General features: G+C 70.5%; 20 protein-coding genes and 1 tRNA gene. 8 read left to right on the top strand and 13 right to left on the bottom strand.

The window, feature by feature from the left end:
- Position 1: 1 nt before the first annotated feature.
- From ACK4K7_RS01455 to ACK4K7_RS01440, 4 genes are all read right to left on the bottom strand, one after another.
- Positions 2-2,191 (bottom strand): transglycosylase domain-containing protein, encoded by a 2,190-nt coding sequence (locus tag ACK4K7_RS01455; RefSeq protein ID WP_431863361.1) that lies wholly within the window; start codon positions 2,189-2,191, stop codon positions 2-4.
- Positions 2,192-2,255: 64 nt separating this feature from the next.
- Positions 2,256-2,651 (bottom strand): peptide-methionine (R)-S-oxide reductase MsrB, encoded by a 396-nt coding sequence (gene msrB / locus ACK4K7_RS01450; RefSeq protein WP_431863359.1) that lies wholly within the window; start codon positions 2,649-2,651, stop codon positions 2,256-2,258.
- A gap of 132 nt (positions 2,652-2,783) precedes the next feature.
- Positions 2,784-2,870, bottom strand: a tRNA-Leu gene (locus ACK4K7_RS01445).
- A 118-nt stretch (positions 2,871-2,988) separates the two neighbouring features.
- Positions 2,989-4,092, bottom strand: coding sequence for a 6-phosphofructokinase (locus ACK4K7_RS01440; RefSeq protein WP_431863358.1), 1,104 nt, complete (start codon positions 4,090-4,092; stop codon positions 2,989-2,991).
- 50 nt (positions 4,093-4,142) lie between these two features.
- Here ACK4K7_RS01440 and ACK4K7_RS01435 point away from each other — a divergent pair, with 50 nt between their 5' ends.
- Positions 4,143-5,516 carry an MATE family efflux transporter gene (locus ACK4K7_RS01435; protein ID WP_431863357.1) on the top strand — a complete coding sequence of 458 codons (1,374 nt, stop codon included), beginning with the start codon at positions 4,143-4,145 and terminating at the stop codon, positions 5,514-5,516.
- Here ACK4K7_RS01435 and ACK4K7_RS01430 read toward each other — a convergent pair.
- Positions 5,497-6,258, bottom strand: coding sequence for an MJ0042-type zinc finger domain-containing protein (locus ACK4K7_RS01430; RefSeq protein WP_431863356.1), 762 nt, complete (start codon positions 6,256-6,258; stop codon positions 5,497-5,499). The genes ACK4K7_RS01435 and ACK4K7_RS01430 overlap by 20 nt on opposite strands.
- A gap of 155 nt (positions 6,259-6,413) precedes the next feature.
- Between ACK4K7_RS01430 and ftsE the strand changes: the two genes are divergently transcribed.
- The 5 genes from ftsE to ACK4K7_RS01405 are packed head-to-tail and all read left to right on the top strand — an operon-like array spanning position 6,414 to position 10,308.
- Entirely contained in the window at positions 6,414-7,130 is a 717-nt protein-coding gene (gene ftsE / locus ACK4K7_RS01425; RefSeq protein ID WP_431863619.1) for a cell division ATP-binding protein FtsE, read from the top strand.
- On the top strand, positions 7,127-8,026 hold the full coding sequence (locus ACK4K7_RS01420; RefSeq protein ID WP_431863354.1) for a cell division protein FtsX: 900 nt from the start codon (positions 7,127-7,129) through the stop codon (positions 8,024-8,026). Before ftsE ends, ACK4K7_RS01420 begins: the two co-directional genes overlap by 4 nt.
- Positions 8,023-8,562, top strand: coding sequence for a YdcF family protein (locus tag ACK4K7_RS01415; protein ID WP_431863353.1), 540 nt, complete (start codon positions 8,023-8,025; stop codon positions 8,560-8,562). Before ACK4K7_RS01420 ends, ACK4K7_RS01415 begins: the two co-directional genes overlap by 4 nt.
- Positions 8,562-9,257 (top strand): lysophospholipid acyltransferase family protein, encoded by a 696-nt coding sequence (locus ACK4K7_RS01410; protein WP_431863352.1) that lies wholly within the window; start codon positions 8,562-8,564, stop codon positions 9,255-9,257. The genes ACK4K7_RS01415 and ACK4K7_RS01410 overlap by 1 nt, the downstream gene beginning before the upstream one ends.
- Positions 9,247-10,308: a beta-N-acetylglucosaminidase domain-containing protein gene (locus tag ACK4K7_RS01405; protein WP_431863351.1), complete on the top strand. Its 1,062-nt coding sequence runs from the start codon at positions 9,247-9,249 to the stop codon at positions 10,306-10,308. The genes ACK4K7_RS01410 and ACK4K7_RS01405 overlap by 11 nt, the downstream gene beginning before the upstream one ends.
- Position 10,309: 1 nt before the next feature.
- Here the strand turns inward: ACK4K7_RS01405 and pheT are convergent, their stop codons facing one another.
- The 5 genes from pheT to ACK4K7_RS01380 all read right to left on the bottom strand — a co-directional run bounded on the left by pheT (position 10,310) and on the right by ACK4K7_RS01380 (position 15,887).
- Entirely contained in the window at positions 10,310-12,688 is a 2,379-nt protein-coding gene (pheT, locus tag ACK4K7_RS01400) for a phenylalanine--tRNA ligase subunit beta (protein WP_431863350.1), read from the bottom strand.
- Positions 12,685-13,788, bottom strand: a complete 1,104-nt coding sequence (gene pheS, locus ACK4K7_RS01395; RefSeq protein WP_431863349.1) for a phenylalanine--tRNA ligase subunit alpha — start codon at positions 13,786-13,788, stop codon at positions 12,685-12,687. Before pheS ends, pheT begins: the two co-directional genes overlap by 4 nt.
- A gap of 63 nt (positions 13,789-13,851) precedes the next feature.
- Positions 13,852-14,253 (bottom strand): type II toxin-antitoxin system VapC family toxin, encoded by a 402-nt coding sequence (gene vapC, locus ACK4K7_RS01390; RefSeq protein WP_431863348.1) that lies wholly within the window; start codon positions 14,251-14,253, stop codon positions 13,852-13,854.
- Positions 14,254-14,445 carry a type II toxin-antitoxin system VapB family antitoxin gene (locus tag ACK4K7_RS01385; RefSeq protein ID WP_431863346.1) on the bottom strand — a complete coding sequence of 64 codons (192 nt, stop codon included), beginning with the start codon at positions 14,443-14,445 and terminating at the stop codon, positions 14,254-14,256.
- A gap of 38 nt (positions 14,446-14,483) precedes the next feature.
- Entirely contained in the window at positions 14,484-15,887 is a 1,404-nt protein-coding gene (locus ACK4K7_RS01380; RefSeq protein WP_431863345.1) for a helix-turn-helix domain-containing protein, read from the bottom strand.
- A 131-nt stretch (positions 15,888-16,018) separates the two neighbouring features.
- Between ACK4K7_RS01380 and aceA the strand changes: the two genes are divergently transcribed.
- Together aceA and ACK4K7_RS01370 are read left to right on the top strand one after the other, a co-directional pair.
- Positions 16,019-17,305 (top strand): isocitrate lyase, encoded by a 1,287-nt coding sequence (gene aceA / locus ACK4K7_RS01375; protein ID WP_431863344.1) that lies wholly within the window; start codon positions 16,019-16,021, stop codon positions 17,303-17,305.
- A 20-nt stretch (positions 17,306-17,325) separates the two neighbouring features.
- A complete protein-coding gene (locus ACK4K7_RS01370) occupies positions 17,326-17,520 on the top strand; it encodes a DUF4170 domain-containing protein (protein WP_431863343.1) in 195 nt (64 codons plus the stop codon).
- 34 nt (positions 17,521-17,554) lie between these two features.
- Here ACK4K7_RS01370 and ACK4K7_RS01365 read toward each other — a convergent pair whose 3' ends face one another.
- The 3 genes from ACK4K7_RS01365 to ACK4K7_RS01355 form a co-directional block, all read right to left on the bottom strand.
- Positions 17,555-18,460 carry a hypothetical protein gene (locus ACK4K7_RS01365; RefSeq protein WP_431863342.1) on the bottom strand — a complete coding sequence of 302 codons (906 nt, stop codon included), beginning with the start codon at positions 18,458-18,460 and terminating at the stop codon, positions 17,555-17,557.
- A gap of 98 nt (positions 18,461-18,558) precedes the next feature.
- The gene (locus ACK4K7_RS01360; RefSeq protein WP_431863341.1) at positions 18,559-19,122 is read right to left on the bottom strand and encodes a hypothetical protein; all 564 of its coding nucleotides are present in this window, start codon (positions 19,120-19,122) and stop codon (positions 18,559-18,561) included.
- Positions 19,123-19,184: 62 nt separating this feature from the next.
- The gene (locus ACK4K7_RS01355; protein ID WP_431863340.1) at positions 19,185-19,997 is read right to left on the bottom strand and encodes an SPFH domain-containing protein; all 813 of its coding nucleotides are present in this window, start codon (positions 19,995-19,997) and stop codon (positions 19,185-19,187) included.
- Positions 19,998-20,042: the final 45 nt, after the last annotated feature.

Raw genomic sequence — 20,042 nt, 5'->3', positions numbered from 1 at the left:
CCTACTCGGCCGTTCCCGGCGCGCGGGGGCGGATGGTGGGCGGGGGCGTCTCGGTCGGCCGCACCACCGGCGGAGCGCTCTGCCGCTGGCCGGGCAGTGGCGGCATCACCTCCTGCTGCTGGCGGCGCGGCGGCGGGCCGCGATCGGGCGGCGGCCCGCGCCGTTCCTGCGGCACGGCCTGCGGCGCCCGGTTGCGGCCGATCGCATGGTCCAGCCACTCCTGGTTCAATTCCTCGGTGGTGGCGCTGCCCGGCTCGCGCGGCTGCGGCGGGGGCGGCGGGCCGTCCTCGACCGGCTGGATCGGATTGCCGTCCGGATCGACGAGCTGATAATCGTCCGGCGCGCCGTACCAGCTCTCCGCGTCCGGCTCGACCTGCCAGTCGGGTAGTGCCACCTCGATCTCGAAATTCTCGACCGGGCGATTGGCGACGGCGCGCGCCATATATTGGTGGAAGGCACGCGCCGGCGCCCGTCCGCCGGCCAGGCCCGGCAGCGCGCGATTGTCGTCGCGGCCGTACCAGACGCCGGTGGTGAGCCCGGACGAGAAGCCGACGAACCAGCCGTCCTTGTTGGAACTGGTGGTGCCGGTCTTGCCCGCCGTCGGTCGGCCGAGCTGGGCGGCGCGGCCGGTGCCGGTCATCACCGCCGCCTGCAGCAGATCGGTCATCTGCGCCGCCACCCAGGGCGCGACCAGCACCCGGCTTTCGTCGCTGCGATGCTGGTAGAGCAGGGTGCCGTCGGCGGTCGTCACCCGGCGGATGCCGTAGGGCACCACCGCCACGCCGCGCTGCGCGACCGACGCATAAGCGCGGGTGAGGTCGATCAGCCGCACCTCCGACGTGCCGAGCGCCATCGACGGATTGGTGTCCACCCGCGTGGTGATGCCGAAGCGCTGCGCCATGTCGGCGACGGTGCGGGTGCCGACATCCTGGGCGATGCGGACGGCGACCGTGTTGATCGACAGCGCCAGCGCCGCCCGCAGCGACACCGGCCCCTGGTAGCGGCCATTGTCGTTGCGCGGGCTCCAGCCGTTGATCGTCACCGGCTCGTCCACCACCGTGCTGGTCGGCGTGTAGCCGGTCTCGAGCGCGGCGAGATAGACGAACAGCTTGAAGGCCGAACCGGGCTGGCGGGTCGCCTGGGTCGCGCGGTTGTAGATCGAATCGACATAGTCGCGGCCGCCGACCAGGGCGCGCACCGCGCCGTCCCGGTCCAGCGACACCAGGGCGCCCTGTGCCTGGGCGGAGGGGGCGTTGGCGTTCAGCGCCTCGTCCGCCGCGCGCTGCAGCCCGACGTCGAGCGTGGTCCACACGTCGATCGGCTGCACCGTCTCGTCGATCAGCGTCTCGAGCTGCGGCAGCACCCAGTCGGTGAAGTAGCGCGCGCTGTTGTGCCGCTCGGCGGTGCGAACGAATTCCACCTGCTGCGGATTGGCGGCGCGCGCCTGCGCCTCGCTGATCGCGCCTTCGCGTACCATCAGCTGGAGGACGATGTTGGCGCGCGCGCGGGCGGCCTCGGCGTCGGCGGTGGGGGAATAATTGGACGGCGCCTTGACGAGGCCGGCGATGATCGCCGCCTGGCCGGCGTTCAGCTCCGTCGCCGAATGGCCGAAGAAGCGCCGCGACGCCGCGTCGATCCCATAGGCGCCGCCGCCGAAATAGACGCGGTTCAGATAGAGCTCCAGCACCTGCTCCTTGGAGAAGCGCCGCTCGAGCGCGAGGGCGAGGATGCCCTCGCGGATCTTGCGGCCCATCGACCGGTCGTTGGTGAGGAAGATGTTGCGGGCGAGCTGCTGGGCGATGGTGGACACGCCCCGCACCCGGTCGTCCCGGGTCCAGCCGACCCAGATGCCGCGCGCGATGCCGATCGGATCGACGCCGGGATGATAATGGAAGCGCCGGTCCTCCACCGCGATCATGGCGTCGCGCATGATCGCCGGGATTTCGTCGTGCGACAGCCATTCGCCGAAGCTCGGCCCCATCGAATGGATCACCGAACCGTCGGCGGCGCGCACCCGGATCATCTGGCCGAGATCGTCGCGCCGGACGAGCTCCTGATAGCTCGGCAGCTGGCTGACGGCGACCGACACCGCCACCACCAGCGCGACCAGCGCCAGGACGAACAGGTAAAGGCCGATCTTGATGAGAGCGATCAGGGTTTTCCCGACCCGCGACGGAGCTTGGCTGGCCATTCTATCCTGGTGTTAGGGCCGGAAGGTCGGCGCAACAAGAACAGCAGCGGGGATGAACCCGCGCTTACTTGGCCTCGAAGTCGAGCGCCGCGGAGTTGATGCAGTAGCGCAGGCCCTCCGGGCCCGGGCCGTCGGGGAAGACATGCCCCAGATGCCCGTCGCAGCGGGCGCAGCGCACTTCCACCCGGCGCATGCCGTAGCTGGCGTCGACATGCTCGGTCACCGCATCGCCGGCGGCCGGCGCGGTGAAGCTCGGCCAGCCGCTGCCGCTGTCATATTTGGCGGCGCTGTCGAACAAAGGCTCGCCGCAGCCGGCGCAGCGATATTCGCCGTCCTCGTGATTGTCCCAATAGCGGCCCGTAAAGGCCCGCTCGGTGCCGCCTTCCCGAAGCACGTGATACTGCTCCGGCGACAGGCGCTCCCGCCATTCGCGATCCGACATGTCCCGCTCCCGCTCCATGGCGGGGATGTGGGCGGGCGCCCCCGCAGGGTCAATAGCGAGGCGGCGGGGCTGCGCCGAACGGAGGAGAGCGGGCGCCGAAGTCGTCTCGCGCGACTTCCCCGGCGGGGCCGGGCGCCCGGATCATCAAAGTGGTGCGGTCGAGAAGACTCGAACTTCCACGGCCTTTCGGCCACAGCGACCTCAACGCTGCGCGTCTACCAGTTCCGCCACGACCGCACGCTTTGATTGACCGCCGGGAGGCCCCGGCGTCTGGCAGGCCCGGGCCTCTAGCAAAGCCGCCCGCGCGACGCAATGCCGCAGACCGCGCTTTTCTGCGGCCCGCGGATTGCGCCTTTCAATAGAGGAACATGGGCATTCCCTCGACCCGCATCAGCCGGGCGCGGAAATGGTTGCGGTCGTAAAGCGCCGTCACGTCGACATTCTTGGTGCCGTGCAGCAGGGTGTCGATCGGCACATGGCTGTAATTGCCGTCGGACAGGGTCACCATCCGCGCATCCTCGCCCCGCTCCAGCAGCTGGATGGCGAGGCCGCCGAAGGCGAGGCCCACCATCCGGTCCATCGCGTCCGGCTCGCCCGCCCGCATCAGATAGGCCAATTCCTGGATGACGGTGCCGTGGCCGAGCCGCGCCTCGATATGGGAGGCGAGCCGGCGGCCGACGCCCACTTCCACCCGCTGGCTGTTGGACAGCGACCTCTGGTCGTCCTCGCCCAGATCCTCGCCGCCGATCTGCGCGCCTTCGGAAATGACGCACATGGCGTAATGCTGCGGGTTGGAACTCTTGTCCTCGTCGAGCAGCGGCAGCAGCCGGTCGAGATCGGCCGGCACCTCGGAAATGACGGTGCGGTCGACCTGCGCGAGGAATCCGGACAGCAACGCCGTCTCGCCGCTCCTGCGCCCGAACAGTTCGATAACGCCGATCCGCTCGTGGCTCTCGACGGTGGTCCGGAGCGCGTTGATGGCCTCGACCGAGCGGCTGACGGCGGTGGAAAAGCCGATGCAGTAATCGGTGCCGAACACGTCATTGTCCATCGTCTTGGGGACGGAGATGACGCGCATCCCCTGCCCCGCGAGATGGGCCGAAAAGCGCAAGGTGCCGTCGCCGCCCAGCGTCACCATCGCGTCGATGCCGAGCCGGTCGAGCACCTTCAGCACATGCTGGGTCCCATCGCCGTCCTTGTGGCGACGCGGGTCGGAGCGGGAAGTGTGGAGGATCGTGCCGCCGGTCCGGTCGATCCCGCGCACACCTTCGCGGGTGAGCGGCAAGGTGTTGGCGGCGACGCTCGCCCGGTCGTCCGGGTCGATCGCCATCACGCCTTCCCAGCCGCGGCGGAAGCCGATCACGTCCCAGCCGAGATCGTCGGCCGACAGTGTGACCGATCGGATGCAGGGATTGAGGCCGGGCACGTCGCCGCCGCCGGTCAGGATTCCGATCCGCATTCGCATCTCCGGGTGTCGCGCTGTCGCCCCCTCGTCTATCGGCGGCGTCGATGAGGTACAACCGGGCAGAAACGATCGCGGAGGGGCGGCGCATCCTGGCGCTCGCTTGGCCGATCATGCTGACCAGCCTCAATTGGACACTGATGCAGCTGATCGACGTCGCGATGGTCGGTCAGGCCGGCACCGCGGAGCTGGGCGCGCTCGCCGCCAGCCGGGCGCTCACCTTCATCTCGATCGTGATGGGCCTGGCGGCGCTGTCGGGCGTGCTCGTCTTCTCGGCCCGGGACGACGGCGCCGGGCGGCTGCGCGACACCGGCGACCGGCTGCGCTCGGGCGTGATGCTGGCCCTCTTGCTCGGCTTCGCGGCCTTCGCGGTGCTGATGCTGTGGGCGGAGGCGTTGCTCGCCGCGATCGGCGTCGCGCCGGAGCTGCACGCGCCGGGCGCCGCCGTGATCCGCGCCATCGCGCTCGCTTATCCCGCCCAATATGTGATGGCCGCCGCCTCCTATTTCCTGGAAGGGATCAGCCGCCCGCGCCGGGTGATGGCGGTCAATCTGGGCATGCTGCCGGTCAACGCTTTGCTCGACTGGCTGCTGGTGAACGGCCATTGGGGCTTTCCCGCGCTCGGCGCGGTCGGGGCGGCGCTCGCCACCACCATCGCCTCGATCGGCGGCGCGGCGGCGATCCTGATCCTGTGCTGGGTGCTGCCGCGGGCCGAGGCGCGCGGCGTGCGCGACCTGTCCCGGCCGGCGCTGAAGCGGGCGCTGCGCGGGGTCCCGGCGCTCGCCTGGTTCGGGCTCGTCCCCGCGATCGCCGCGGGGCTGGAACTGGCCGGCTTCTCCTGGCTCATCGCGCTCTCAACCCAGCTCGGCCTCGTGCCCGCGGCCGCCTTCCAGGCGATGTTCTCGCTCCACAATGTCGTCTTCGCCTTGTCGATGGGCTTCGGCTCGGCGGCGGGGGTGCGGGTCGGCAATGCGGTGGGGGCGGGCGAGATCGAGCATGCCTGGCCGCGTGCGATGATCGCGGCCGGCCTGTCGGCGCTGGTGCTCGGCGCCTTCGCGCTCTTCCTCGCGCTGTTCGCCGGAACGATGGTGGGGCCCTTTTCCGGCGACGCGGAGGTGCGGGCGCTCGCCGCGGCGATGCTGGTGCTGATGGCGCCCTTCATGCTGTTCGACGGGCTGCAATATGTGTTCACCGGCGCGCTGCGCTCGCTCGGCGAGCAGGTGGCGGCGGGCGTGAACGGAGTCATCTCCTTCTTCTTCGTGACCGGCGGGCTCGGCTGGCTGCTGGTCCGCGGCGGCTGGGGGCCGGACGGGCTCGTTTACGCCGCGGGGGCGGGGATGCTGGTCTGCGCCGCCCTGCAGTTCGCGCGGCTCGCCTGGGTGCTGCGGCGCGGCGGCCGCCTCATCCCTGCGGCGGGGTGACCTCGCCCGCGTCGGCGGGCCGGCACAGGTTGCAGCGCAGGTGCATCCGCCGGGCGCCGCGCGGCACGTCCACCTCGGCGCTGTTGAAGGTCACGATCTGGCCGGGCACCAGCTCCGACACCGGCGCGCTGATCGACCATTCGTAGATGATCCGCCCCTGCGCGTCGCGCAGCTCGATCCGGATCGGCGGCACCGGCTGCGTCTCCTCCGATGCGTTGCGCACGCGGCCGGTGACGGTGAACAGCTCGTTGCCGCTGCTCAGCTGCCGCCGCTCGGCCGCGCCCTCGATCACCAGCGGAAGCTCGCCGCCGCCGCCGCCCATGCCCAGCCGCTCGCCCATCGTCGGCAGGCCGAACCAGGCGATGGCGGCGGTCGCGGCCAGCATCAGCAGGGCCGCCGCGCCGGCGAGGATGGTGAGCAGGCGCGCGCGGTTGCGGCGCGGGCGGAACGGCGGCTCGGCGGCGAAGCCGTCCGGCTCCGCGACGCCGACGAAATCCCGGTTCGGCGGTGGAGGCGGCGGCGCCGTCTCGCGCACCGGCGCGGCGAAGGCCGGGGCGGGCGGCGGGGGCGACGGCACGGGTGCCGGTTCGGCGGCCGCTTCCGCCTGACGCGGCGCCGGCGGGGCCGGTTCCTGGTGCCAGCTGTGCTTGCAATTGGCGCACCTGACCTGACGCCCATTGGGTCCGATCGCGCTGTCGGGAACGACATAGCGGGTCTGGCAAGCGGGACAGGAAAGGATCATCTTGTTCGGGCGGCCCCATCGATGGCGGGAACTGCTAAGCACGTTCGCGCCGTTTGTTGCAAGCAAATGGCGGAATTTCCGCCGCCTTTTGCTTTGCGAAGCGCGCGCCGCCATGCCATCTGAAGGCGGGGCGAAGGGTCGATCGGAGGCGGAACCTGGCAACGAGCGCGAGCATCGTACAGTTCGAGAATGTCGGCCTGCGATACGGCACCGGGGCGGAAACGCTGTCGGATCTCACCTTCTCGCTGCGCGAAGGCGGCTTCTATTTCCTGACGGGACCTTCGGGCGCGGGCAAGACCTCGCTCCTGAAGCTGCTCTATCTCGCCCAGCGTCCGAGCCGCGGGCTCATCCGCCTGTTCGGCGAGGACATCGTGACGATGCCGCGCAAGCGCCTGCCGGGCTTCCGCCGCCGGATCGGCGTCGTCTTCCAGGATTTCCGTCTGGTCCCGCACCTGTCCGCCTATGACAATGTCGCGCTGCCGCTGCGCGTCGCCGGGGTGGAGGACAAGGATCTCGACATGCCGGTCAGCGAGATGCTGGCCTGGGTGGGTCTCGGCCACCGCTCCTCGGCCCGTCCGGCGACGCTTTCGGGCGGGGAGCAGCAGCGCGTCGCCATCGCCCGCGCCGTCATCGCCCGCCCCGAACTGCTCGTCGCCGACGAGCCCACCGGCAACGTCGATCCGGAAATGGCGCAGCGTCTCCTCCATCTGTTCGACAGCCTGAACAAGCTCGGCACCACCGTGGTCGTCGCCACCCACGATCTCCATCTCCTCTCCCGCGTCGCCCGCGCCGAGATGCTGCGGCTGGACCGCGGCCAGATCGCCGATCCGACCGGCGCGCTCCGCCACCCGCCGCGCAGGCCGGAAGCGTGAAGGGCGGGGTCCGCAAGTTCGGCGCGGCCGACCGGCGGCTGCTGCCCGAAGGGCGGCTCGCCGGGCCGATGCCCTGGGTGATCGCGATCATGATGTTCCTGACGGTGCTCGCCGCCGCCGCCGGGCTCGGGCTCGGCACGGCCGCGCGGACGCTCGACGCCGGGATCGGCACCCGCATCACCGTCCAGATCGTGGAGGCCAATCCCGACCGCCGCGAGGCGGAGGCGGAGGCGGCGCTCGCCCGGCTGGAGACGCTGCCCGGCATCGTCACCCTGCGCCGCATCCCGGACGCGGAGCTGGCGGGCCTGCTCGAACCCTGGCTCGGCGCCGGCGGCGGGGCGGAGGTCGATCTGCCGATGCCCGCGATGATCGACGCGGAGCTCAGCGCCGAGGCGCACGGCCGCATCGACGAAGTGCGCGCCGCCGTCGCGGAAGTCGCGCCGTCGGCCCGGGTCGACGACAATGCGCAATGGCTGGCGCCGCTGTCGCGGCTCATCTCGGCGCTGCGCTGGTTGGCCGGCGGCCTCGTCCTGCTGATGATCGGCGCGACGGCGGCCACCGTGGTGCTCGCCGCCCGCGCCGCGCTCGACACCCACCGCGCGACGATCGAGGTCCTGCACCTGATGGGCGCGACCGACATCCAGGTCGCCCGGCTGTTCCAGCGCCGGATCGCGCTCGACGCCTTGTTCGGCGGCTTCGTCGGCCTGCTCGCCGCCGCGGCGGTGCTGCTGCTGATCGGCGACCGGGTGGGAAAGCTCGGTTCGGAACTGCTCGGCTCGGCCGGGCTTCCGGCCGGCGCCTGGGCGGTCCTCGTCGCGCTTCCGGTCGGCGGCGTGCTGCTCGCCATGCTGGTTGCGCGGGTCACCATCCTCCGGGCATTGGGGCGCTTCCTGTGATCCGCTTCCTCGTCCGCCTGTTCGCCCTGCTCGTCCTCGCTTATGCGCTCGGCTATGCCGCGTTCGTCGTGCTGCTGCCGCGGGCGGCGGAGGCGCAGCGCACCGACGCGATCGTGGTGCTGACCGGCGGGCCCGGCCGTCTGCAGCGCGGCTTCGACCTGCTCGCCGAGGGGCGGGCGGAGCGGATGCTGATCTCCGGCGTCCAGCGCACCGTCCGCCCGGAAGAGCTGGAGGCCACCCACGACGTCGAGGACGGGCTGTTCGATTGCTGCATCGATCTCGGTCGGGAGGCGGTCGACACGCGGTCAAATGCCGACGAGGTCGCGCGCTGGCTGAAGAAGCGCGGCTATCGCTCGATGCGGCTCATCACCACCGACTGGCACATGCCGCGCGCCCGCTTCGAGATCGCGCGGCGGGTGGAGCCGGGCGTCGCCATCCTGTCCGACGCGGTGCCGTCCAGCCCCAGCTTCCGGCAGCTCTTCACCGAATATAACAAGTTCCTGCTGCGTCACGCGGCGGAGCTGATCGGCATCTGATGGCGGCGCTCCGTTCGATCCTGTTCGCTCTGGTCTTCTACTCGTTCACCGTGGCGGCGGTGCTGGCCGCCGTGCCCGCCGCCCTGATCGGGCCGGGGGCGCTTCACCCGCTGGTTCGCTTCTGGGGGCGATTCCACCGCTGGGCGGCGGCGGCGATCCTCGGCATCCGCACCCGGGTCGAGGGCCGCCTGCCCGACGGCGCGGTGCTGGTCGCCGCCAAGCACCAGTCGATGTACGAGACGCTGGAGATGGTGGTCCTGCTCGACCGGCCGGCGGTGGTGCTGAAGCGCGAGCTGACCGACATTCCGCTGTGGGGCTGGGCGGCGCGCCGCTACGGCATGATCCCGGTGGATCGGGCGGGCGGCGCGGCGGCGCTGCGGCGGATGATGAAGGCGGCCGAGCGGGCGATCGCCGAGGGGCGGCCGATCGTCATCTTCCCCGAAGGCACCCGCGTGCCGCCTGGCGCCGCGCCGCCGCTTCAGCCGGGCTTCGCCGGCCTCTACCGCGCGCTCGGCCTGCCGGTCGTCGCGATCGCGCTCGACAGCGGGCGGGTCTGGCCGCGCAAGGGCTGGAAGCGCGCCGGCACGGTCACGATGCGCGTCTCCGATCCGATCCCGCCCGGCCTGCCGCGCCGCGAGATCGAGGCGCGGGTCCATGCCGCCATCAACGCGCTGGAGGCCGGCAATGACGCCTGAGCTCGGCCTCATCGAAGGCTTTTTCGGCAAGCCCTGGAGCTGGGAGGCGCGGCACGACACGATCGCCTTCCTCGCCCCGCACGGCTTCTCCTTCTATATCTACGCGCCCAAGGCCGATCCCTGGCTCCGCCGCCGCTGGCGCGAGCCTCATCCGCCGGAGGAGATGGAAAGGCTCTGTCGCCTCCGGGACCATTGCCGCCGCCACAAAGTGCGCTTCGGCATCGGCCTGACGCCGTTCGAGCTTCATCTGTCCGAACGCGACTGGCGCGCGCCGCTCGCCGCCCGGCTCGACACGCTGGCGGTGATCGGCTTCGACGATCTCGCCATCCTGTTCGACGACATGCGCGGCGACGTTCCCGGCCTCGCCGAGCGCCAGGCCGACATCGTCCACTTCGCCGCGGAGCGCAGCGCGGCCCGCCGCGTCCTGTGCTGCCCCTCTTATTATTCCGACGATCCGATCCTGGACGTCGCCTTCGGCCGCCGCCCCGATCATTATCTTGAGGATCTGGGCCGCCGCCTCGACGCGGGCATCGAGATCATGTGGACCGGCGAGGAGGTCTGCGCCCGCGAATTCACGCCGGGCCATCTCGACCGGATCGCCGGGCAGATCGGGCGCAAGCCGTTCCTGTGGGACAATTATCCGGTCAACGACGGCTCGCGCATGTCGCAGCATCTGCACCTGCGCGCCTTCACCGGCCGTCCCGCCGCGATCGCGGGCCACGTCGCCGGCCATGCGGTCAACCCGGCCTCGCAGCCGCTCCTGTCACGCATTCCGGCGCTGACGCTCGCCGAAAGCTATGCGGCGGGAGAGGTCTACGAATATGGCGCCGCCTTCGCCCATGCCGCGCTCACCGTCCTGGGGCCGGAGCTCGCCGAGCGGGTGACCAAGGATGTCCTCACCCTCCAGGACCGCGGCCGCGATCGGCTGGGCGAGCGTCTGCCGGTGCTGCGCGCCCGCTACGCCGCCTTCGACCATCCCGCCGCGCGGGAGATCGTCGCCTGGCTCGACGGCCACTGGAACGTGACCGACGAGGAGGTCCAGACCCAGTGATCTAGGCGCGCAGCTCCGCGCCGAGCTTGGCCGCGGCGGCGACGATCTTTTGCGAGATCGCGTCCAGCTCGTCATGGCCGAAGCTCTTCTCGACCGGCTGGAGCGTCACTTCCACCGCGAGCGATTTGCGCCCCTCCGGCACGCCCGGTCCGGTGAAGACGTCGAACAGCCCGACATGGGCGATCGCCGCCTTGTCGGCGCCGCGCACCGCCCGGATGAGGTCGCCGGCCTTCAGCGCCTCGGGCGCCAGGAAGGCGAAGTCGCGCTTCACCGCCTGCAGCGCGGGCGGGGCATAGGCGCTGCGCATCCGCGTGGCCGCGCCGCGCTTCTGCGGCAGCGCGTCGAGGAAGATTTCGGCCGCCACGATCGGCCCCGCCGCGTCGAACGCCTTGAGCGTCGCCGGATGCAGTTCGCCGAACTCGGCGAGCGGGTTCTTCGGTCCGAGCCCCAGCCGCGCCGACCGCCCCGGATGATAGACCCCCCCGGCACCGTCGAGCAGCTGGAGATTGTCCAGCGGCGCCCCGATCGCGCCCAGGATTGCCAGCGCCTCGGCCTTGGCGTCGAAGGCGTCGAACGGCCGCGCCTTGCCGGTGCGCCAATGCCGCCCTGTCTGGTCGCCGGCGAGGAGGACGGCCAGCGTCGGCCGCTCGCCGTCCGCGAGATAGCGGCGGCCGAGCTCGAACAGCCGCACGCTCTCCGCGCCGCGCGCGAGGTTGCGGCGCGCCGCCGCGATCAGGCCGGGCAGGAGCGAGGGCCGCATCGCCTTCATCTCCTCGCTGATCGGGTTGGACAGGATCCAGGCGGAGCCGCCGAACGCGTCCGCCTCGGCCTCGGAAATGAAGCTCCAGGTCACCGCCTCGGACAGGCCCCGCGCCGCCGCCGTGCGCCGGGCGCGCCGTTCCAGCAGCTGCTCGGGAGTCGCGGTCGGCCGCGCCACGCCGGGGCTGCGCTCGAGCGGGGTCGAGGGAACGGCGTCCAGCCCCTCAATCCGGATCACTTCCTCGACGATGTCGGCCGGCCCTTCGACGTCGCGGCGCCACGACGGCACCTCGATCGTCCAGGTCGCGCCGGTGCGTACGCCGAAGCCGAGCCGCTTCAGGATGTCGAGCTGGTCGACGGGCGGGAGATCGACGCCCGCCAGCTGCAGGCAGCGTTCCGGCCGATATTCGATCACCCGGTCGAGCCGGGGCGGCGTGCCCGCGCGGACAGCCTCTGACGCCTCGCCGCCGGCGAGCTCCAGCGCCATGCGGGTCGCGATCTGCAGGCCCGGCTCCAGGAACTCCGGATCCACCCCGCGCTCGAACCGGGTGCGCGCGTCGGACGTGAGGGCGAGCGCCTGGCCGGTCACGGCGATCCTCTCCGGATCGAAATAGGCGCATTCGATGACGATGTCGCGGGTCGCCTCGGTGACGCCGCTATGTTCGCCGCCCATGATGCCGCCGATGTCGTGCACCTGCGCCGCGTCGGCGATCACCGTCATGTCGGGCGTCAGGCGGTAGGTCTTGCCGTTCAGCGCCAGCAGCTCCTCGCCGTCGCGCGCCTTGCGGGCGACCAGCGCGCCCTCCAGCTTGGCGAGATCGTAGACGTGGAGCGGCCGGCCGTAGCTCAGCATGATATAGTTGGTCATGTCGACGAGCGCGCTGATCGGCCGCTGGCCGACGGCCTTCAGCCGCTGCTGCAGCCAGGCCGGCGAGGGGCCGTTGCGGACGCCGCGGATCACCCGCCCGTAGAAAGCGGGGCAGCCGTCCGGATCGTCGGTGCGGATCTCGATCGGGCAGGGGAAGCCGCCCGCCACCTCTTCCGCCTCGACCGGCTTCAGCCGCCCGAGCCCCGCGGCGGCGAGGTCGCGGGCGATGCCGTGCACGCCCATCGCGTCCTGCCGGTTGGGCGTGACGGAGACGTCGATCACCGGATCGTCGAGACCGGCATATCGGGCGAAGCTTTCGCCCACCGGCGCGTCGTCGGGCAGGCCGATGATGCCGTCATGCTCCTCGCCCAGCTCCAGCTCGCGCACCGAGCACATCATGCCGCGGCTCTCAACGCCGCGGATCGCGGCGACCTTCAGCGTCAGGTCGCTGCCCGGCACATAGGCGCCCGGCGGGCCGAACACGCCCAGCATGCCGGCGCGGGCGTTGGGAGCGCCGCACACCACCTGGACGGGCGCGCCCTCGCCGGTGTCGACCGACAACACCTGCAGCTTGTCCGCCTGCGGATGGCGCTCGGCGGTCAGGATTCGGGCGACGCGGAACGGCGCCAGCTTCTCGGCCGGATTCTCGACTCCTTCGACCTCGAGGCCGATGCGGGTCAGCGCCTCGACGATCTCCTCGAGCGTCGCCTCGGTCTCGAGATGCTCCTTCAGCCAGGACAGAGTGAATTTCATGCGCCCACTCCCCCGCTCAGCGTCGGCACGTCGAGCGCGGCGAAGCCGTAATGGCGCAGCCAGCGTATGTCGCCGTCGAAGAAGGCGCGCAGGTCGTCCATCCCATATTTCAGCATCGCCAGCCGGTCGATGCCGCAGCCGAAGGCGAAGCCCTGCCATTCGTCCGGATCGAGCCCGCAATTGGCGATCACCTTCGGATGGACCATCCCGGAGCCGAGCAGCTCCATCCACTTTTCCGATCCGCCGAGCACGCGTCGGCCCTTCTCCATATGGTAGCCCACGTCGACTTCGGCCGACGGCTCGGTGAACGGGAAATAAGACGGCCGCAGCCGCAGCACGATGTCGTCCCGCTCGAAATAGGCCTTGAGGAAGGTCTCCAGCGTCCATTTGAGATGACCCAGATGGATGCCGCGGTCGATCACCAACCCCTCGATCTGGTGGAACATCGGCGTGTGGGTCGCGTCGCTGTCCGACCGGTAGGTGCGGCCGGGCGCGATGATCCGGATCGGCGGCTCCTGGTCCATCATCGTCCGGATCTGCACCGGCGAGGTATGGGTGCGCAGCAGCATCCGCGTCGCCCTCTCCCTGCCTGATGTGGGAGGGGGAGTCTCCGCTTGCGCGAAATAGAACGTATCATGCATCGCCCGCGCCGGATGGGTCTCGGGGATGTTGAGGGCGGTGAAGTTGCGCCAATCGTCCTCGATCTCCGGGCCGGTGGCCACGGCGAAGCCGAGATCGGCGAAGATCTCCGCCAATTCATCCATCACCTGGCTCACCGGATGGACGCTGCCGCGCGGGCCGGCGTCGGTGGGCAGCGACAGGTCGAGCCGCTCGGTCGCCAGCCGCCGCTCCAACTCGGCCTGCTCCAGCGCCCGCTTGCGCGCCGCGATCGCCTCGGTCACCGCCTCGCGCAGGCCGTGGATGCGCGGGCCTTCCGCCTGGCGCTGCTCGGGGCTCATGCCGCCCAGCGTCTTCAGGAGGCCGGTCACCGCCCCCTGCTTGCCGAGCGCCGCCACCCGCTCCTGCTCCAGCGCCGCGAGATCGCCCGCGCCGTCGACGCGTGCCAGCCACTCGCTCTTCATCTCGTCGATATCAGCCATGGCGGCGCCCTCTAAAGGAGAATGCGGCCGCGATAAACCTTCTCCGAACGGGAGGCCAAAGCCTCAATCGACCGTCAGCGCGCTTCTGAGGCCGAGATGCGCGACAAAGGGGTCGAAGTCGCGGTCGCTGTAGAGCAGGGGCAGGCCCACGGCGATGCAGCGCGTCGCGATGAGGCAATCGATCGTTTTCCGGACCGTGATCCCGCGCCTGCGCAACGCCGGGTAGTGATCCGCGGCGAGCAGAGCGGTGGCCGGATCGGTGACGCTGATCAGCGGCAGCGAGGTCAGCGCCTCGCGTGCCTGCTGGAAATCGCGGTCGGAGGTGAAGCCTTGCAGAACCTCCGTGAGGACCAGGTCGCCGACGACGATCCGCGATCGGGCGAGAAGTTGGGCCAGCCGATCGGTCTCTGGCGTTCGGACTCCGTTGAAGAAGTCGATCCACACACCCGAGTCGGCGAAAATCATTCAGTCGAGGCGCATCTGGTCGAGGTCGCCTTCCCACTTCAGCTTGCCCCGGAGCTTCAGGATATCAAGCTGGCGTTGGAGCCGGACGAAGTCCCGTAATGCGCGATCGACCGCTTCGCGCTTGGTGCGTGCGCCGCTTCGCTCCATCGCTTCGGTGACGAGCGCATCGTCGATTTCGATGTTGGTCCGCATGTGTATGATCTAGCCGATTCATACACATCCCACAAGCGTCACCCCACGAACGGGTAAGGCGAGATCGTCTTCTGAAGCTCGTTCAGCGCCAGCGTGCGGCCGGCCGGCGCGGCGGCGCGTTGCGGGCAGCGCAGGCGCGGACAGATGCCGCAGGCGGGGCCGATCGGCGTGATGTAGGGATCGGAAAGGTCGAGCCCGTCGGCATAAGCGATCTTCGGCGCATATTTGGCGTCGCAGCCGATGCCGATCGCGAGCTGGCTCGATTCGCGCGGGTCGAGACGCACGGCGCGGTCGACGGTGCGGCTGACGGTGAAGAAACGCTGGCCGTCCGGCGTCTCGACGATCTGGGTCGCCACCCGGCCCGGCGTCTGGAAGGCGGAGTGGAGGTTCCAGCGCGGGCAGGTCCCGCCGAAGCGGGAGAAGGGAAAGCTCTCGCCTGCGAAGCGCTTCGAGACGTTTCCGGCCGCGTCGACCCGCAGCATGAAGAAGGGAATGCCGCGCGCCCCCGGCCGGCCGAGCGTGGTCAGCCGGTGCGCCGCCTGCTCGACGCTGGCGCCGAATTCGCCGCACAGCCGGTCGATGTCGTAGCGGTGCCGCTCGGCCGCCGCCAGGAAGGGCGCGTAAGGCATCATGATCGCGCCGGCGGCATGATTGGCGAGGCTCATGTGGAGCAGGCGGCGGGTCGGCGTGTCGGGCGGGGCCGCCGCCTCGATCATGCGCTGGAGCAGCGGCCGGAATTCGAACAGCGCCAGCTGGTAGGCCAAAGCGAAGGTGCGGCTTTCGGGCCGGAGCAAAGACGACAGCATCAGCCGCTTGCGGTGATAATCGTAATGCTGGCTGGCGGCGTCCAGCAGGTCGGGCGGGACGATGCGCGTATCGATGCCGAACGCCTCGCGCAGCCTCCGCCGCAACGCTTCGGCCAGGCCGATCGGCTCGCCGAGCGCCCCTGCCAGCGTCTCCGCCGCCTCCTCCAGATAGGGGAAATGGTTGCGCTGCGCCTGGATATGGTCGCGCACCCAGGCTTCCGGCGTCACCAGCGACGTCTCGTCCGGCGCCCCGCCCTCGGGATGCTGCCGCCGCTCGACCAGGGCCGCGTAGAGCCGCGACACCGCGTCCGCGACCGACGGCGCGTTGTCCGCCACTTCGAGCAGCTCGTAGCGCGGGATGGCGAGATCGGAGAACATCGGATCGGCGAAGATTTCGCCGAGCTGGTCGACGCCGGTTCCTTCCCCGCCCTCCGCGGCGAAGCTCTTGAGGTCGACGTCATAGGCATCGGCGAGGCGCAGCAGCACCTGGGCGGTCACGGGCCGCTGGTTGCGCTCGAGATGGTTCAGATAAGAGGGCGAAATGCCGATCTCGGCCGCCATCGCGCTCTGGTTCATCCCCAGCTCGCGCCGCAGTCGCCGCAGCCTGCCGCCGAGGTAAAGCTTCCGCTCCGCCATAGTGGAACATTGTCAAGTTTTTACAATGGTCGCAAGTCGCATCGTGACCGCGCGACCCTTTTTCGTTCGGCCGATGCGGCGCCTCCATGGTTGTTAGGGCGCATGTTCGACCACTTTCCGCGAGGAACCCGATGACCGATTTCAGCCGCCTCGTCCCCGCCGCCCCCGGCCGCTTCGACGGTATCTCCCGCCCCTACGGCCCCGAGGAGGTGGAGCGGCTGCGCGGGTCGGTCGCGATCGAGCACAGCCTCGCCCGCAGGGGCGCCGAGCGGCTGTGGGAGCTGCTTAGGACCGAGGATTATGTGAACGCCCTGGGCGCGCTCACCGGCAATCAGGCGATGCAGATGGTCCGCGCGGGCCTGAAGGCGATCTACCTGTCCGGCTGGCAGGTCGCGGCCGACGCCAACACCGCCGGCGCCATGTATCCCGACCAGTCGCTCTATCCCGCCAATGCCGGACCGGAGCTGTGCCGCCGCATCAACCGCACCCTCCAGCGCGCCGACCAGATCGAGCATATGGAAGGCGGCGTCCAGCGCGACTGGTTCGCGCCGATCGTCGCCGACGCCGAAGCCGGCTTCGGCGGACCCCTCAACTGCTTCGAGATCATGAAGGCCTATATCGAGGCGGGCGCCGCCGGCGTCCATTTCGAGGACCAGCTCGCGTCTGAGAAGAAGTGCGGACATCTCGGCGGCAAGGTGCTGATCCCGACCCAGGCCCACATCCGCAACCTCGACGCGGCCCGCCTGGCGGCCGACGTGTGCGGCGTCCCCACCCTGCTCGTCGCCCGCACCGACGCGGAGAGCGCGAAGCTCATCACGTCCGACGTCGATTCGCGCGACCATGAGTTCCTGACCGGCGAGCGCACCCCCGAAGGCTTCTTCCGGCTGAAGGACGGCACCGGCGTCGATCATTGCATAAAGCGCGGCCTCGCCTTCGCCCAACATGCCGACCTGCTGTGGTGGGAGACGAGCCATCCCAATCTGGAGGACGCGAAGCGCTTCGCCGAGGCGATCCAGAAGGCATATCCGGGCAAGATGATGGCCTATAATTGCTCGCCCAGCTTCAACTGGGAAGCCAAGCTCGACCGGGAGACGATCGCGAAGTTCCAGCGCGAGCTCGGCGCGATGGGCTACAAGTTCCAGTTCGTGACCCTGGCCGGCTTCCACAGCCTCAACCATGCGATGTTCGAGCTGGCGCGCGGCTATCGCGACCGCGGCATGGCCGCTTATTCCGAGCTCCAGCAGGCGGAGTTCGCGTCCGAGCCGGCGGGCTACACCGCCACCCGCCACCAGCGCGAGGTCGGCACCGGCTATTTCGACCTCGTCGCCCAGACGCTGGCGGGCGGCGAGGCGTCCACCACCGCCCTCGCCGAATCGACCGAGGCGGAACAGTTCATCACCGCCGTCGCGGCGGAATGAGACGAGAGAGGAGAACCGACATGGCCACGCGTTACTGGGTCGTCGGAGGCGAATATCGCGACCCCGAATTCCGGGCGATCGTCCCCGGCACGGAAAAGATGGTCGGCCCGTTCGAGGACGAGCGCAAGGCGCGCAACGAATGGATCCGCCTCACTTATTGCCCCAACAGCAGCGCCACCACGCGCTATTCGATCGCCAGCGAAACCGTCCACTGACGGCGGTGCATCGGGCGCGGGGGCCGGCCGGCGGTCAGGCCGGCTCCGCGCAGCCGCGGCGGCGCTCGCCGTTCACCATCAGTTCCGCCTCCATCGGGTAGCGGCGGTCGGACATGCCGTCTGAGCAGCCGGGGCGCGGGCGCAGGCGCAGCTCGAACAGGCGGCCGCCGAGCGCCCCGGACCAGACGCCCCCGCCGCCCTCCTCCGCGCGATAACGGGTCCAGACGCGGGTGCCGGCCTGATCGTCCGGATGCGAATAAGTGACGCAGCGGCCGTCCACCCGCGCGTTCCAGAACGGCTCGGTCCCGATCGCGCGGACCGGCGGAACGTCGAGCCGGGCGCCGTCCTGAACGCGGCAGGCGCTGGCGCCGCTCCCGGCGGTCGCGGCGGGCGACGGCCCCGGCGCGGGGGCGGCCGCGGCCCGATCGGCGCAGGCGGCGGCGAAGCCGCGGGCGAGATCGGCCGGCGGCGCGTCATGCGGGCCGCTGTTCTGCGCGCCGTAATTGACGCCGATCGGCCCCGCGATCAGCGCCGCGAGGTTCGCCGGCACCGGCCCGGCACCGCTGACGCCGCCGCGCAAGGCATCGCCGGCGGTGTCGGCGACCAAGGTGGTCACCTCGCCGCCGCTGCCGAAGGTCATCCGTTCCTCGCTGCCGACCGGCCGGAAGCCGGGCACGTTCACGACCAGCTCCGCCCCGCCCGCCGGACAGAACAAGGCCAGCGCGGCGCGCCCGCCGCCGGAGCCGCCCAGCCGCAACGCCGTCCCCTCCCCGCTCGCCACCAGATCCCAGGCGGCGGTGCCCGCCGAAGCGACAGGCGGGGCCGGCGACCCGGCCGGCTCAGGCGGCGGGGGCGCGGCCCCATTGTCGGCCGCCCCGCCTCCGCCCCGGCAGGCGGCGAGGAGGAGCGTGACGGCGAGGCTCGGTCCGAACATGCGCATGCCGCTTTCTCTCCCCGATGAGCGACCGGATGTCGAGGGCCGCGACGGGCAAGTTCGTCCCGACATCCCCGGATCGCGCGAGTGGCGCCACCGGGCGGTCAGGAACGCTCCGGCCCCGGACCGCCGACCTGCCGTTCCGCTCGGACCTCCAGGACTTCCGGCAGGATCTTCAGAAGATAATGTCGGCCGAATGGGGTCACGGCGTAGCGAACGCAGGTGAGTGCGTTCGGCGACTCGCCGACGGTCCGGAATTCCTCTGGAGCGGCGAGCTTCAGATCCGTCATCTGCACCAGGACAAGATGATTGGGGCTTCCCTTCGTCGTCACCACGCACGGTGTCGCGTCGTCATCCGATCGTCTTGTCAGGCTCAGGTAGATCGACAAGTCCGCGGGGGAAAGGCGTGCCATCGAGTGCTTCAACTCCCCGATCGCCGCTTCCAGCTCCAGCATTTGGCGATGCCTGATCGCGCGTGCCGCCGCATGTCGCCGCCGGCTCCGTATGATGAAGAAGGCGCGCCCGGTGACGATCGTCGTCACGAACAGCGACCAGACGAGGACCGGCCTCCAGTCCACCTCTCCGTATCGCCACTGCGCGAAGGCCACGATCACGATGGCGGACCCCCCGAATATGGCGCCGCCGAGCTTGGCGAGTTGCTTCCCCATGTCGGCGATGCTGACGGCCGCCGATTAGGATAACGCTAAGAATGCCGGATAGCTCGTCTCATTCAGGCGGCGGGAGGGGAAGAGGGCGGCTTGCCGGTCCCGGTCAGCGCGGCGGCCGTCTCGCCGAGGACGATGGTCGTCGCCCCCTTCGACGTTTCGATCGCCTGGAGCAGCCGCAATTGGCCCAAGGCCGGATTGTCCGTCACCAGCCGCGCCGCATTGGCGAGGACCCGCATGGCGGCCTGTTCGCCGCGCGCGCGTTCCAGCGCGGCCAGCCCCTCGGTCCGGGCCCGCTCGACATCGGTGAACATCCGGCGCGTCTCGGGCGGCAGGGTGAGCGAGGTCAGCAGCACGCGCTCGACCGCGGCGCCGGGAATGCCCTGATCGAGCGTGGCCCGAACCTCCTGCGCCACCGCCGCCTGGTCCGAAAGGATGTCCGCCAGCGTCCGTGCCCCGACCGCCTCGGTCGCGGCGGCGGCGAGCAGCGGGTGGAGCGCCGCATGCGCCGACGCCAGCGGCGTGAACTGGCTCCACGGATTGCCTTCCACCGCGGCCTGCGATTCCGCGTAGAGCCGCGCATCGGTGACCGTCAGCACCGGAGCGAGCCCGATCCGGAAGGAGAACCGGTCCTTGGAGAGGACGGAGACCTCGCCGATCTGCGCCGGCAGCTCGGCCAGCGACACCTTGACGACCCGCGTCCGCCCAAGCGGATCGAAGTGCACGTAGTGGCCGGGCGGCAGCTCCTCCCGGAACCGTCCGTTCCGGTAGAGGAGGCCGACCATCGGCGGATAAATGGTGGTCACCCTGCGGCCGCGCCAGAGGAAGGCGCCCGCGGTGACGAGGCCCGGTATCGCGAGCAGGATCAGAAAGTTCATGCCGCCGCCACTCACCTTCCGGCGCCGCGGCGGCACGGCGGGGGC

It is taken from the genome of Allosphingosinicella sp. (assembly GCF_046295735.1).
Taxonomy (GTDB): domain Bacteria; phylum Pseudomonadota; class Alphaproteobacteria; order Sphingomonadales; family Sphingomonadaceae; genus Allosphingosinicella.
This window is presented reverse-complemented; position numbering and strand designations above follow the sequence as displayed.